The 13,763-nt window shown below is 59.7% G+C and carries 12 protein-coding genes; 9 read left to right on the top strand and 3 right to left on the bottom strand.

The window, feature by feature from the left end; all coding sequences use genetic code 11:
- Positions 1 to 50: 50 nt before the first annotated feature.
- Entirely contained in the window at positions 51 to 2,297 is a 2,247-nt protein-coding gene (locus I6E58_RS07975) for a bifunctional (p)ppGpp synthetase/guanosine-3',5'-bis(diphosphate) 3'-pyrophosphohydrolase (RefSeq protein WP_197132038.1), read from the top strand.
- 7 nt (positions 2,298 to 2,304) lie between these two features.
- Here I6E58_RS07975 and I6E58_RS07980 read toward each other — a convergent pair whose 3' ends face one another.
- From I6E58_RS07980 to I6E58_RS07990, 3 genes are all read right to left on the bottom strand, one after another.
- On the bottom strand, positions 2,305 to 2,868 hold the full coding sequence (locus I6E58_RS07980; RefSeq protein ID WP_197132041.1) for a hypothetical protein: 564 nt from the start codon (positions 2,866 to 2,868) through the stop codon (positions 2,305 to 2,307).
- Positions 2,869 to 2,950: 82 nt separating this feature from the next.
- Positions 2,951 to 4,180 (bottom strand): DUF349 domain-containing protein, encoded by a 1,230-nt coding sequence (locus tag I6E58_RS07985; RefSeq protein ID WP_197132044.1) that lies wholly within the window; start codon positions 4,178 to 4,180, stop codon positions 2,951 to 2,953.
- 83 nt (positions 4,181 to 4,263) lie between these two features.
- Positions 4,264 to 5,058, bottom strand: a complete 795-nt coding sequence (locus tag I6E58_RS07990) for a peptidylprolyl isomerase (protein ID WP_197132046.1) — start codon at positions 5,056 to 5,058, stop codon at positions 4,264 to 4,266.
- 152 nt (positions 5,059 to 5,210) lie between these two features.
- On the opposite strand from I6E58_RS07990, the gene I6E58_RS07995 reads away from it, so the two are divergent.
- From I6E58_RS07995 to I6E58_RS08030, 8 genes are all read left to right on the top strand, one after another.
- Positions 5,211 to 6,542: a replication-associated recombination protein A gene (locus I6E58_RS07995; RefSeq protein WP_129071484.1), complete on the top strand. Its 1,332-nt coding sequence runs from the start codon at positions 5,211 to 5,213 to the stop codon at positions 6,540 to 6,542.
- 253 nt (positions 6,543 to 6,795) lie between these two features.
- Positions 6,796 to 7,425 (top strand): 30S ribosomal protein S4, encoded by a 630-nt coding sequence (rpsD, locus tag I6E58_RS08000; RefSeq protein ID WP_010202678.1) that lies wholly within the window; start codon positions 6,796 to 6,798, stop codon positions 7,423 to 7,425.
- A gap of 117 nt (positions 7,426 to 7,542) precedes the next feature.
- Complete coding sequence (locus tag I6E58_RS08005) at positions 7,543 to 7,905, top strand: DUF948 domain-containing protein (RefSeq protein ID WP_129071483.1); 363 nt, start codon at positions 7,543 to 7,545, stop codon at positions 7,903 to 7,905.
- Between the two features lie 57 nt (positions 7,906 to 7,962).
- Positions 7,963 to 8,187 (top strand): hypothetical protein, encoded by a 225-nt coding sequence (locus I6E58_RS08010; RefSeq protein WP_129071482.1) that lies wholly within the window; start codon positions 7,963 to 7,965, stop codon positions 8,185 to 8,187.
- A 50-nt stretch (positions 8,188 to 8,237) separates the two neighbouring features.
- Positions 8,238 to 10,892, top strand: a complete 2,655-nt coding sequence (gene alaS / locus I6E58_RS08015; protein ID WP_197132048.1) for an alanine--tRNA ligase — start codon at positions 8,238 to 8,240, stop codon at positions 10,890 to 10,892.
- Between the two features lie 3 nt (positions 10,893 to 10,895).
- On the top strand, positions 10,896 to 11,357 hold the full coding sequence (ruvX, locus tag I6E58_RS08020) for a Holliday junction resolvase RuvX (RefSeq protein ID WP_129071480.1): 462 nt from the start codon (positions 10,896 to 10,898) through the stop codon (positions 11,355 to 11,357).
- A 3-nt stretch (positions 11,358 to 11,360) separates the two neighbouring features.
- On the top strand, positions 11,361 to 12,872 hold the full coding sequence (mltG, locus tag I6E58_RS08025) for an endolytic transglycosylase MltG (protein ID WP_197132050.1): 1,512 nt from the start codon (positions 11,361 to 11,363) through the stop codon (positions 12,870 to 12,872).
- Entirely contained in the window at positions 12,836 to 13,750 is a 915-nt protein-coding gene (locus I6E58_RS08030) for a shikimate dehydrogenase (protein WP_307842033.1), read from the top strand. The genes mltG and I6E58_RS08030 overlap by 37 nt, the downstream gene beginning before the upstream one ends.
- Positions 13,751 to 13,763: the final 13 nt, after the last annotated feature.

A 13,763-nucleotide genomic window follows, 5' to 3' on the forward strand; every position in this document is an offset into this window, starting at 1 on the left:
GTCTTCGCTCATCCCGAACACAACCTAGAATCAAACTAGGGGGTAGAGGGATGAGCGAAGCGCAACAGTCATCGGCTTCTTTCCGCGCGCTACTTCCGCGGCTGTTCTCGCGAGCTCAGCCAGCGGGCTCGGTCGAAAAGCTTCTGCGCACCGTAAAGACGACCCACCCCAAGGCAAACCTCGCGCTGATCGAACGCGCCTACGCCGCGGCATTTCGGGCCCACGATGGCCAGAAACGCAAGAGCGGCGAGCCGTACATCACTCATCCAATCGCCGTGGCCCAGATTCTTGCGGAACTGGGGATCGGCGAAAAGACGATCGCCGCAGCACTTCTACACGACACCGTAGAAGATACGGCGTATTCGCTCGACGAGCTCCGACTTGAGTTCGGCGACGAGATCGCGATGCTGGTCGACGGCGTAACCAAACTCGACAAGGTCAAGTACGGCGATAGCGCTCAAGCCGAGACCGTACGCAAGATGATCGTCGCGATGTCGAAAGACATCCGGGTTCTGGTCATTAAACTCGCCGATCGCCTGCACAATGCCCGCACGTGGGGGTTCGTTCCTCGAGAGTCGGCGTCACGCAAGGCACAAGAGACCCTAGAGATCTACGCGCCGCTTGCTCACCGCCTCGGTATTCAGGCAATCAAGCTTGAACTTGAAGACCTCTCGTTCGCGGTGCTGCATCCGAAAATCTACGTCGAAATCGAGAGCCTCGTCACGAAGCGGACTCCTCAGCGCGACGAGTTCGTCAAGCAAGTCATCGCTTCCGTGAAGGATGACCTGCGTACGTCGCGCATTAAGGGCTCGGTTGCGGGTCGCCCGAAGCAGTACTACTCGATTTACCAGAAGATGATCGTGCGCGGGCGTGAATTCGATGAGATCTACGACCTCGTGGGCATCCGGGTTCTCGTCAATTCTGTGCGCGACTGTTATGCCGTTCTTGGGTCGATCCACGCCCGCTGGAACCCGATCCCTGGTCGCTTCAAGGATTACATCGCCACGCCGAAGTTCAATCTGTACCAGTCGCTTCACACCACTGTCATCGGGCCTCAGGGTCGTGCCGTGGAAATTCAGATTCGCACGAACGAAATGCACCACCGCGCCGAGTTCGGCGTCGCGGCGCACTGGAAGTACAAGGATCGCACGGCCGGCAAGGCTGTCGAGTCTGGCCCGGCTGACAACGACATGGCGTGGCTTGCTCACATCACAGACTGGCAGGCCGAAACATCTGACCCGAGCGAGTTCCTGGAGTCTCTGCGCTTCGAAATCGGAGCCAAAGAGGTCTACGTTTTCACACCGCAGGGCAGGGTCATCGGTTTGCCGGCCGGTGCAACCCCCGTCGACTTCGCTTATGCAGTGCACACTGAAATCGGGCACCGCACGATGGGCGCGAAGGTCAATGGACGTCTCGTGCCGCTGGAGACGGTGCTGACCAGCGGCGACTCCGTGGAGATGTTCACTTCTAAGAGCCCCGACGCTGCTCCGAGTCAGGACTGGCTCGGTTTCGTGAAGAGTACTCGGGCCCGCAACAAGATTCGTGCGTGGTTCACCAAGGAACGGCGCGACGAAGCAATTGAGCAGGGCAAGGACGCAATTGCCCGTGCAATGCGCAAGCAGAACATGCCGCTCCAGAAACTCATGAGTCAAGAGTCGTTCGCCGAGCTCGCCGCCGCGATGCGCTACGAAGACGTGTCGGCGCTGTATGCCGCTGTCGGTGAAGGTCACATTTCAACGCAGTCGGTAATCGAAAAGCTAGTGGGGTCTCTCAGCACCGGTACCGAAGAGGATGAGGGAGAGCTTTCCTTCCCTGCGGCAGGCAAGCTTCGCCCGTACAAGCATTCCGACTCTGGAATCCTGGTTCGTGGTGCACCCGATATTTTGGTGAAGCTCGCGCGCTGCTGCACACCGGTCCCCGGTGACGGCGTTGTCGGCTTCGTCACGCGCGGTGCGGGCGTCTCTGTTCACCGCGACGATTGTAAGAACGTTCAGTCGTTGCTGGACGAACCGGAACGGATGATCGACGTCGAGTGGGCGCCAACATCGAAGAGTCTCTTCTTGGTTCAGATTCAGGTTGAGGCTCTTGACCGTGCCGGATTGCTCTCCGACATCACCAAGGTGTTGAGCGAAACGCACGTCAATATCTTGTCGGCGACAGTGAACACGTCAACTGCCCGGCTTGCCATCAGCAAGTTCGTATTTGAGATGGGGGATACCACTCATCTCGACCGTGTACTGAATGCGGTTCGCCGCGTGGATGCGGTGTACGACGTCTATCGCGTGAACAGCGGGTAAGACGCTGTTAGGCGGTAGCGGAGCGCTCACAGAGACTTTCTAGTCGTGTGAGGGCGAGTCGCTTCTGCGGCAAGTTTCGCCGTGCGTTGAGGACGGCGGCGCACTCCTCGTAACCGAAAGCGCCGTCTGCCATCAGCGTGGAAACTGCTGCGCTTTCGCGCGGTCCGAAGGATTCGCTGAAGCGAGCGAGGTCTATCACCGTTCGCAGCCTCGATGTGACACTCACCCCGGAGATCGTATCGATGTCGTCCGCGTCGATCACCACTTCTCGCAACACCGCGCGAAGGCTGCTGGGCGGGCGGGTGCGGGCACCGATCGCCACACACAGTTCGTGGTTCACTGGGGGATGGAGCGTAGCCGCCCAGACCCACGCGGCCGTCATCCGTTCGGCAATGATTCGCGGATCGAGAACGACCGCCAGAGCGCGAGCACGCAGGTGAATAGTGTCAAACTCATCGATCGGGCAGAAGCAACTATCTAATGCGTAGAGCTCGCCGTCGAGCGCAGCACACTGCAATTCAGCTAGAGGTAAGTCGTAGGCGCTGAGTACTGAAGGCAATCGTGGTGTCATACGTCAATGGTGCAACCACTGACGACAGATCATGCGCACAGAGTCTGATTCAGTGGAGAACCAGAACCCTGTGGACAGATGATTACCGAAGGGCGCCCAACCATGCCTTGCGGGCGTCGAGAGCGTCTTGTGCGGCTGCGATCTTCTTTGCGTCCTTTGTTGCCTGAGCTTCGGTAAGTTCCGCTTCCAGCTTCTGGATTGCTTCGTTGAGCTGGCCCAGGAAGCCTTCGGAACGCTCTTGCCGCTCAGGGTTGTTCTTGTTCCAGTGATCTTCGTCAAGCGTGCGAACGGCCGTTTCAACCTTACGCAGGCGGTCTTCAGCGACCTTGACCTTGTCGCGAGGAACCTTGCCGATTTCATCCCAGCGCTTCTGGATCGAGAACAGAGCTTTCTTGGCCTGTGCTCGGTCCGTGGCGGTCAGTAGCGGCTCGGCTTCCTCAAGAAGCGCCTTCTTGAGTTCCCAGTTGGCAGTGAACTCGACATTATCCTGAGCGTCAATCTCTGACTTCGCAGAGTAGAGAACGTCACCTGCCTGCTTGAACTTAGCCCAGAGAGCATCGTCGAACTTCTTGCCCGCGCGGCCGGCGGCCTTCCACTGGTCAAGCAAACGACGGTAGGTAGGGATGCCGTCCACGCCTTGAGCAACGAGCGCTTCTGCCTGGTCGACGAGGGCTTGCTTGTCGGCACGAGCCTTCTTGTGGGCAGAGTCGAGCTCGGCAAAGAATGCTCGACGGTGGGTGTCAATGGTGCTGCGGGCAGCACGGAATCGCTTCCAGAGCTCGTTGGCCTCGTTCTTGGGAAGTCGAGGACCATCCGTCTGGTGCGCCTTCCAGCGCGCGAAGATGTCATCCATCTGCGCAGTGACCTGTTTCCACTGAGCTTTGGCGGGGTCGGCAGCGGCGAGAGTCTCGGCCTCCACGACGAGTGCGGTCCGCACTGTGATCGCTTCCGCCAGCGCTGCTTTTGCCTCTTCGCTTTGCTTCTCGGTCAGCTTAGAGACGGAACCGCTCAGTGCTTCGACGCGAGTGTGGAGCGCGGCGAGATCGCCGACGGCGTTGGCCGTCGTGATCGACTCTTTGAGTGCCTTGATGGCTTTAGCGACGTCGGACGCCGGAGCACCGTTCTTGACCCGCTGCTCGAGCAGGGTCACCTGACCAGCCAGCTCGTGGTACTTGCGGGTGAAGTAGGCCAGGGCCTCTTCGGGAGTTCCGTCAGGATACTGGCCTACGGCGCGTTCGCCGTTGGCCTCTCGGACGAAAACGGTACCCGTCTCGTCGACGTGTCCCCACTCGTTCTGCTCTTGTGTAGCCAATTACTTCACCTTGCTGCTTGTGCCGGAAGTCGCTGCCGGGTTACCCAAGCTTAGAACAACCACGCTATCGGTCGCTGACGCTGTTATTGGATCGTGAAGCCGGTGATGCTTGTGGCAGTCACCGGTGCTCCGTCTTGGGCATCATCCACAATGCCGCCAGCGACGATCTCTGATTGGAGAGCGTCGAGTCCTGACACGACCTGGCCAACAATGCTGTAGCCGCCGGCGTTGTCGTCAGGAATGATTGCATCGTCGTAAACGATGAAGAATTGTCGGCCGTTGGAGAACGCATCGTCGCCTGTGCGGGCCATAGCGATGGTGCCCGCGGGATAGAAGCCGCCTACACCGGCATTCTCAATGGGTCCGTAAGAGTAGTTGGGATCGCTGGCCCCTGTGCCATCGAGTGAACCGCACTGGATGAGCCCGGCAGTCTCGGTGTCAACCAGTCGGTGGCACGTGGTGCCTTCGTAGTATCCCGAGGACGCGGAGTCAACGAGAGACGATACGGCCTGAGGTGCGGCAGCTCCATCGAGTTCGATCCCGAGAACGACGTCGTTCAGAGTCAGTTCACCGGTCCAGGTGCGAGCCTCCGCCAGCGCGAGGTCGGGTACGTCGCCGACGTTTCCCGGTTCGGTTGCTTCCGCTTCAGGCGTGAAAGAGGGGGCTGGTTCCGGAGTGCCGGGGCCGGAAGAGAAGTAGAAAACCTGCGCGGTAGCAACGAGTGCGATGATGACGAGCCCAACGCCAATCGCCAGCACGTTATCGCGCTTACGGCGTGCAATGGTGCTTTCATGCACCGAGGCTCGAGCTGTGTACTGGCGCAGCCGTTCCCGCGCTTCTCGTTGCTCGCGTGAATGCTTCTTGCTGGATGCCACCATTACTCCTTGAAGAATTGCGGATTTCGCCGCTGTCGTAGGAACGCCACAATGAACCTTACGGTCTGGTGCGAAGCTCGGCCAAACGCCACGACGGGGAGCAGTGAACAGCGAACGCTGTGTCAATGGTCGGTACAGCCGATTACGATTGGATTATGAACGGTTCCGCCACTCTGCACAGCGGAGCAACACCCCTCGCGGTGCGCATGCGACCCCTCGTCATCGACGAGATAGTCGGCCAGAAGCATTTACTGCAGCGCGGGTCACCGCTGATGAGTTTGGCGTCGGACGTCGAAGGCAGTCACGGTTCGGCATCCATTATTCTCTGGGGACCGCCTGGCACCGGCAAGACCACCATTGCGAAAGCGATCGCCCGCGGCTCCCAGCGCAAGTTTGTGGAACTCTCGGCAGTAACAGCCGGAGTGAAAGATGTTCGCCAGACGATGGAAGAGGCGCTGACGGCGCGTGACCTTTACGGAGTCTCGACGGTGTTGTTCCTTGACGAGATTCACCGGTTTACGAAGGCCCAACAGGACGCGCTGCTCCCGGGCGTGGAGAACGGTTGGGTCATCCTGATCGCGGCGACAACCGAGAACCCGTCGTTTTCGGTAATTTCACCTCTGTTATCGCGCTCCTTACTCTTGACGCTCAATCAACTCGACGACGACGACTTGGGCGAACTCGTTGACCGCGCTGTGAGCGATCCACGGGGCCTTAAAGATGCTGTTGTCTTAGAACCCGAGGCCCGTGCCCTACTCATTCGTTTGTCGTCAGGAGATGCGCGTCGTGTACTGACCGCACTTGAGGCCTCGGCCGTTTCCGCAGCAAATGACGACGATGCGGCGTCGCCCGCCGTGGTCACCGCCGAACACGTCGCGAACGCCGTCGATCGCGCGCTCTTGCGGTACGACAGGCAGGGTGATGAACACTACGACGTGATTAGCGCGTTCATTAAGTCAGTGCGTGGTTCAGACGTCGACGCGGCACTGCACTACTTAGCCCGCATGATCGAAGCGGGGGAGGACCCGCGCTTTATCGCTCGACGGGTCATCATTAGCGCTGCAGAAGATGTCGGTGTCGCTGACCCGCAGGCACTCGTCATCGCTGTCGCCGCCGCCGATGCAGTTCAGCTTATTGGTATGCCCGAGGGGCGAATTCCGCTAGCCGAGGCCGTCGTTTATCTCGCGACCGCGCCCAAGTCGAATGCTGCCTACTCTGCTCTGGATGCCGCCATCGCCGATGTGCGGGCAGGCAAGATCGGGCGAGTCCCCAAGCCCCTTCGCGATGCCCACTATCCGGGCGCTAAGCGCCTCGGGCATGGAAAGGGCTATCGCTACTCTCACGATTCGGAGTTTGGGGTTGTGAAGCAGCAGTACCTTCCCGATGTACTGAAAGGCACCGAGTACTACACGCCAACCAATAACGGCAACGAGCGCGAAGTCTCGGCGCGACTAGCCAAATTGCGCGAGATTATTCGAGGCGAGTAAGCCCGTGCAAGGCGGCACCGCTGAGGCGTGGCGATTCGTCGCTTGACTGGACTCGGCGTGTTAGAGTTATATGTCCCAACGATACGGTTTCGGCGCGCGGCTGCAATGAAATCGAATATCGCGGAACACAGGTCTGTAGCCGACCAGGTTCCCTAGGGTCATCCCTCTTCTTTCGTCTGGTGTGTTGCGCACGCGCGTTCGCGTGCGAGTGATCACCAGATTGTTCTTACTTGAATCAATCGAAAAGGATCCTGTGTCTACTAAGTCACGTACCCGTAGCAAGACTCGCCTTTCGCGTGCTCTGGGCATCGCCCTCACGCCGAAGGCCGCAAAGTACCTCGAAAAGCGCCCCTATGCTCCCGGTGAGCACGGCCGCACCAAGCGCAAGCAAGACAGCGACTACGCCGTTCGTCTTCGCGAGAAGCAGCGTCTGCGTGCCCAGTACGGCATCCGCGAAGCTCAGCTGAAGATTCAGTTCGAAGAAGCGCGCAAGACTGCTGGCCTGACCGGTGAGAACTTGGTTGAGCAGCTCGAAATGCGTCTCGACGCTCTGCTCGTTCGTTCGGCAATCGCTCGTACGACCGCTCAGGCTCGTCAGATGATTGTTCACCGCCATATCTTGGTTGATGGCCAGCTCGTCGACCGTCCGTCGTTCCGCGTCAAGCCCGGGCAGCTCATGCATGTCAAGGCTCGCAGCGAAGGCATGGAAATTTTCCAGGTCGCAGCAGCAGGCGGACACGTTGATGTTCTTCCCAAGACTCCCGGCTACCTCGAGGTAGAAATCGACAAGCTGCAGGCACGTCTCGTACGTCGCCCGAAGCGCGCCGAGGTCCCCGTGACCTGTGAAGTTCAGCTTGTTGTTGAGTACTACGCAGCACGCTAACTAGCGAAAGAAAGGGCCGGGGCTTTTGCTCCGGCCCTTTCTCGTTTCTGGGCGTAGTTCGTCATGAATGTCGAATAACGTGTACTTGTACCATTTCTGAGGATGATCGGAGTAGCCATGACTGGCGGAGATATCGCAGGGCTCATCGCGGCCGGAGTGTTCGCAATTCTGGTCGGTTTGTTAGCGGTTCCACTGCTGAAGCTGGGCAAAGTGTTCGACGAAACGAGCACAGCCATTCGTGGAGTGAGCGACAGCCTCGATCCGATGCTGACCGAAGCGACGACGACTATTTCGGAAACGAACCGTCAGATCGCACGCGTCGATGCCATCACTCGCAATGTCGAGGAGACGACAGGCAATATCTCAGCGCTCGTAGCGCTCGGTGCTGCGACCGTTGGCGGCCCCCTCATCAAGATCGCTGGCTTCAGCGCCGGCGTTCGTGCGGCGGTTCTGGGACTTCGCCCGAAGCCCCGACGCTGAGCACGCTCAAGCACCTAAACTAATACGGTTCGAGTATCGCCAATCCGAAGGAGAATCATGAAAGGCGCAGTCCTTTTCGTCGTAGGAATTGCCGTGGGGTTCGTGGCAGCACATCAAGTAGCCAAAACCCCTGAGGGCAAGCAGTTCTTCTCCGATGTCGACTCCAAGGCTCGCGAGTTCACGGGTGCCGTCGTCGATGGTTATCGTGAACGTGAAGCAGAGCTTCGTGACGCCGTAGCGGATGTCGAAGAAGCTGTGTCTGAGTTCTCGAAGCGTTCCTAGCACCACTATCAGGGCCCTTGGGCCGTAGTACTTAGTTCCCCGGGGATCCCATGCAAACCGCAGAAATTCAGAATCGTTGGCTGACCTATTTTGGTGAGCGCGGCCACACCATCGTGCCGTCGGCATCGCTCGTCAGCGACGATCCGACGTTGCTGTTTACCGTGGCAGGCATGGTTCCTTTTGTTCCTTACCTGACGGGCCTTGTTCCCGCGCCGTACGATCGCGCCACCAGTGTTCAAAAGTGCATCCGTACCTTGGACATCGAAGAGGTCGGTAAGACGCCACGGCACGGCACCTTTTTTCAGATGAACGGCAATTTCTCGTTCGGTGATTACTTCAAGAAAGAGGCGATTCAGTTTGCCTGGGAGTTCCTCACGAGCGCCGAAGATAAGGGTGGCCTCGGTTTCCGGCCAGAGGACCTCTGGGTCACGGTCTATGAAGACGACGACGACGCTGTGGCGTACTGGAAAGAGACTGCTGGATTGCCGGATGAACGCATCCAGCGTCTAGGAATGGACTCCAATTATTGGTCTACCGGGCAACCCGGGCCGGCGGGCCCCTGTTCGGAGATCTTCTTTGACCGCGGACCGGCCTATGGGGCTGACGGCGGCCCGGCCACGGATGACGACCGTTACGTTGAAATTTGGAACCTCGTTTTCATGCAGTACCTTCGTGGCGAAGGCAAGGGTAAGGACTTCTCGATCCTGGGGGAGCTGCCTAAGCAAAATATTGATACCGGTATGGGTCTTGAGCGCGTTGCGTTCTTGAAGCAGGGTGTCGAGAACATGTACGAGATCGACCAGGTTCGCCCGGTCCTCGACAAAGCCGCTGAGCTTGCCGGTCGCACGTATGGCGCCGACCATGAAGCAGACGTTCGCCTGCGAGTTGTCGCCGACCACGTCCGCTCAAGTCTCATGCTGATTTCGGATGGCGTCACGCCGAGCAACGAAGGTCGCGGCTATGTGCTGCGCCGTCTATTGCGGCGCGCTATTCGCGCCATGCGATTGCTCGGTGTTGAAGGCGCAACCTTCGCAGAACTTTTTCCGCAGTCGCGCGATGCGATGAAGGCTGCTTACCCCGAGGTCGAAAAAGACTACGACCGCATTTCGCGCATCGTGCTCGCGGAAGAAGATGTCTTCCTGCGCACTCTCGCGAGCGGAACGACGATTCTCGACACGGCGGTAGAACACACAAAGCAATCGGGACTCGCTGAGCTTCCCAGCGACACCGCGTTTCTCCTGCACGATACTTTCGGATTCCCGATCGATCTGACCCTGGAGATGGCCGGTGAGGCGGGGCTGAGCGTCGACCGTGACGCCTTCGACTCGCTCATGAAGCAACAGCGCGACCGCGCCAAAGCTGACGCGAGTTCAAAGAAGCAGCACTTGGCTGACCTTTCCGTTTATGGTGCGTTCCGTGCTCTGGGCGAGACGACGTTCACGGGGTACGAGGCGCTCGAGACTGAATCCAGCGTGATCGGCATCATCGTTGATGGGGTTTCTGTCAATCGCGCGACAACGGGGCAAACCGCCGAAGTAATTTTGGCTGAAACCTCCCTCTATGCAGAGTCCGGTGGTCAAGAGGCGGATGCGGGAGCCATCGTTGGAGCGAGCTTCCATCTCGAGGTTCTCGACGTTCAGCGTCCGGTGAAGGGGCTTATCAGCCACAAGGTCACTGTGACGGCTGGCGAAGTCGGAGTCGGGGATCCAGCGAGCGCGCTCGTGGACGCGGATTGGCGTCGCGGCGCGACGCAGGCGCACTCTGCGACCCACGTCATCCACGCGGCACTGCGTCAGATTCTGGGAAAGGATGCGCACCAGTCGGGTTCGTACAACAAAGCTGGCTACATGCGCCTCGACTTCTCGTGGTCGCAAGCCTTGTCTGCAGAAACTAAGACTGAAATCGAAGAGGTTGCCAACACCGCGGTGCGCGACAACCTCGAAGTCTCGACGCGCATCATGGCTCTCGACGACGCGAAAGACCTCGGCGCAATGGCCCTGTTCGGCGAGAAATATGGCGACTCTGTGCGTGTTGTCGAAATTGGTGGCCCCTGGTCACTCGAATTGTGCGCGGGAACACACGTTGCGCGTTCCTCCGAGATCGGGCTTATCTCGCTTGTCGGGGAGTCATCGGTTGGTTCGGCCAACCGGCGTATCGAGTCCCTTGTGGGCATGAATGCGTTCCGTAACTTCGCCACCGAGCGCGCCATCGTGAATGAACTCACCACCAATTTGAAGACGCCCCGCGAGCAACTACCCGACCGCATCTCGGAGCTTCTTGCCAACCTCAAGGCCGCCGAACGAAAAATTGCACAACTCGAGGCGGGCCAGCTCTCGCAGCGCGTTCCTGCGCTTGTCGAAACGGCTCAGGTCGCAGGGGCGGTCAAGGCCGTCGTTGAGAACGTGGGCGATCTAGCCTCTACTGATGACCTGCGCGGTCTCGTTCAGTCGGTACGCGAACGTCTGGGTTCAGAGGCCGCGGTTGTTGCGCTGGCGGCGACCATCGGCGGTAAACCTGCCGTGATCGTTGCGACCAACGATGCGTCACGTGCCCACGGCTTTGCCGCGGGTGCCCTGGCGAAGGCGGCGGCGGGTGTGCTGGGCGGTGGCGGAGGCGGTAAGCCTGACATTGCCCAGGGCGGCGGCGCGAACCCTGCGTCCATCCCGGACGCTCTCGCTCTTATCTTGTCGACACTTTCGGCGTAATTGATGCGTTCGGGTACCCGAATCGGCGTTGACGTCGGAAAGGTGCGTGTGGGGGTCGCGCGAAGTGATCCGCATGGAATGCTGGCCACCCCGGTAGAAACGGTGCAGCGGGCCAAAGCGAGCATTAAGCGCGTGCTCAAGTTCGCCAATGAGTACGAGGCAGTCGAAATCGTTGTGGGCCTTCCGATCGCGCTCTCTGGGCGAGATACCGCCTCTACCGGTGACGCTCGTGATTTTGCGCAGCAGCTGGCGGACCGCACGGAACTGCCAGTGCGATTGGTCGACGAACGGATGACGACGATGTCTGCACAGACAGCTCTTCGCGCATCCGGTCGTACGACGAAGAACTCGCGGTCGGTCGTCGATCAGGTTGCCGCCGTTATAATTTTGCAACATGCCCTCGACTTCGAGCGTTCGGCGGATCGACCGCCGGGAGAGCTCGTAGGACCGACGCAAGGATCGTGAATCATGGCCGATGAGCCGAGCTGGGATGAGATCTTCAGCGACCATGCTGCTGCGGGCGCGCCCAAATCGGCACGCGACGCTGCGGCTCATGGCACGGATCTGCCGCTCGAGTCAGAAGTCACTCCGTCCTCCGACACCGCAGAGTCGAGCGGCCTCAGCGTCGAAGCGGCGTCATTACCTCCGGCAGAGGCATCCGCCAGTTCGGGTGACCGGCCAATGACTCGCCGCGAAGCTCGAGCCGCTCAAGAGGCCAGTGACGCTCAACGTACCGCGGCTGCGCAGCTTTCGGCAGTCACCCAAGCCGCGCGTGAAGCAGACGCACTCGTAACATTTGAAGAGTTGACCGCGGGAACGGCTTTGGACTCGGGCGGCGACGATGCCGGCACCGGCTCATCCACCAGCGGGGGAGACGGCGGTCGGGAGGATCCTCCGCGCCGGAAGCGTCGATTAGGCCTGATTGTTGGCTTGCCACTGCTCATCATCGCTCTACTGGGTGCAGGGGTCGCAGCGTATGGCTGGATTAACTATGAAGACAACATCAGAGAGGTTCTGGGGTGGGAACTCGAGAACGACTTCGAGGGATCCGGCAACGGCGAAGAAGTAGTAGTCGCTGTGAACTCTGGAGACATCGGTCTCGATATTGCCCGCAGCCTCAACGTCGCGGGCGTCACGATGTCCTTTGACGCGTTTTATGACCTGCTTCTCGCCCAGGAATCCGACCCCGCGTTTTTCCCCGGCAACTATTCGCTCCAGAAGGAAATGAGTGCGCAGTCGGCGCTCGATGCTTTGCTCGATCCTGAGAACAAAGTCACCGACCGTTTGCTGATTACCGAAGGCACTACGCTGCCGGATGCGCTCGAGATCATCTCCGAGACGACGGGAATCCCCTTGGCTGAGGTGCAAGCTGCTTCGGAGGACCTCGAACACTTCGGGCTCCCCTCGGAGGCCGTGAGCCTGGAAGGCTACCTCTTTCCGGCGACCTACGATCTCGACGGTGGACAGGACCCCTACGTTGTGCTCGATCTCATGGTCGATACGATGATCGAAAAATTGGACGCTGCTGGCGTCGCCGCCGACGACCGCTACCGGATACTCACCATGGCGGCGCTCGTGCAGCGCGAAGCGGGGCCGAATACAGACGACTTCTATAAGATCTCTCGCGTTTTTTACAATCGTCTCGACCAAGACATGCTGTTACAGTCCGATGCCACTGTCGCCTACGGCACCGGTAATTTGCACACGGTGTGGACCACGGATGCCGAGCGCGCGGATGCGAGCAACCCCTACAACACTTACGCGAACCCCGGTTTGCCGGTGGGGCCGATCGGCTTGCCGGGCGAACTCGCCATTGACTCAGCGATTAACCCCGCAGATGGGGATTGGCTGTTCTTTGTGCCGATCAACCTTGCCACCGGGGAGACAGTCTTCACGACCAACGTCGATGACCATGAAGCTGCCGCTCAGCAGCTGCGCGACTGGTGTGCCGAAAGCGACGAAAATGGAAGCTATTGCTAGACAGTTCTGATCACGGTGCCGCGTCGTCCGAGCGGTCGCGGCTAGCAGTATTGGGGTCGCCGATTACTCACTCGTTGAGCCCGGCGATTCACCGTGCTGCGTATGCGACTCTCGGTTTCGACTGGGAATATGACGCTGTCGAGTTGTCGGGGGAGTCCTTGCCCGCGTTCATGGCCGCTCTCGACGGCCGGTGGCGCGGACTCTCCCTCACCATGCCGCTCAAGAGGGATGTCGTGCCCTTGCTCGATTGGGCAGACCCGCTCGTCGAGCTCGTTGGTGGAGCCAACACGGTTGTCGTGACCGATGCCGGGCTTCGGGGGTACAACACGGACGTTGAAGGCGCGATGCGCAGCTTTCTCGATGCCGGTCTCGCCCCCCTCGACAGCGTCTGGATCCTCGGCGCTGGCGCGACGGCGGCGTCACTGCTCGTCGCGGCTATCCGAATGGGAGCGACGACGGTCACGATCTTTGCTCGCACCCCGCAGAAGGCGGAGTCGCTGCAGCAACTGGGAACATCTTTGGGCGCTTCCGTGAGCATTCGGCCCTGGGTTGAAGCCGAGGCTGAAACCCAAGCGCCGACGATCATCATGACGACTGTTCCCGGGGGAGCGATGAACCTCAGTTTTTCGGAGAGCATCCGAACGTCTGCGGCTCTGTTCGATGTCGCGTACGACCCCTGGCCGAGCGTGGTGGCTCAAAGTTGGTTCGACGTGGGTGGCACGGTGATTTCTGGCCATGACCTTCTTATCAATCAGGCGATCGCTCAGGTGCGAATTTTTGCTGCGGGTTCCCCCGATGTTCCGTTGGCGCGCGAAGCCGACGCCATCGATGCGATGCGCGCCGCAATCGAACCCGTTTCGGAGCACGACCACTCGTAATCGCGCGCACGAG

The organism is Salinibacterium sp. SWN1162, assembly GCF_015864675.1.
GTDB lineage: Bacteria > Actinomycetota > Actinomycetes > Actinomycetales > Microbacteriaceae > Rhodoglobus.

Coding starts and splice junctions, on each gene's coding strand:
- mltG (WP_197132050.1), top strand. CDS start 11,361: ATGGCCGATGAGCCGAGCTGGGATGAGATCTTCAGCGACCATGCTGCT.
- I6E58_RS07995 (WP_129071484.1), top strand. CDS start 5,211: ATGAACGGTTCCGCCACTCTGCACAGCGGAGCAACACCCCTCGCGGTG.
- alaS (WP_197132048.1), top strand. CDS start 8,238: ATGCAAACCGCAGAAATTCAGAATCGTTGGCTGACCTATTTTGGTGAG.
- I6E58_RS07975 (WP_197132038.1), top strand. CDS start 51: ATGAGCGAAGCGCAACAGTCATCGGCTTCTTTCCGCGCGCTACTTCCG.
- ruvX (WP_129071480.1), top strand. CDS start 10,896: ATGCGTTCGGGTACCCGAATCGGCGTTGACGTCGGAAAGGTGCGTGTG.
- I6E58_RS07990 (WP_197132046.1), bottom strand. CDS start 5,058: ATGGTGGCATCCAGCAAGAAGCATTCACGCGAGCAACGAGAAGCGCGG.
- I6E58_RS08005 (WP_129071483.1), top strand. CDS start 7,543: ATGACTGGCGGAGATATCGCAGGGCTCATCGCGGCCGGAGTGTTCGCA.
- I6E58_RS08010 (WP_129071482.1), top strand. CDS start 7,963: ATGAAAGGCGCAGTCCTTTTCGTCGTAGGAATTGCCGTGGGGTTCGTG.
- I6E58_RS07980 (WP_197132041.1), bottom strand. CDS start 2,868: ATGACACCACGATTGCCTTCAGTACTCAGCGCCTACGACTTACCTCTA.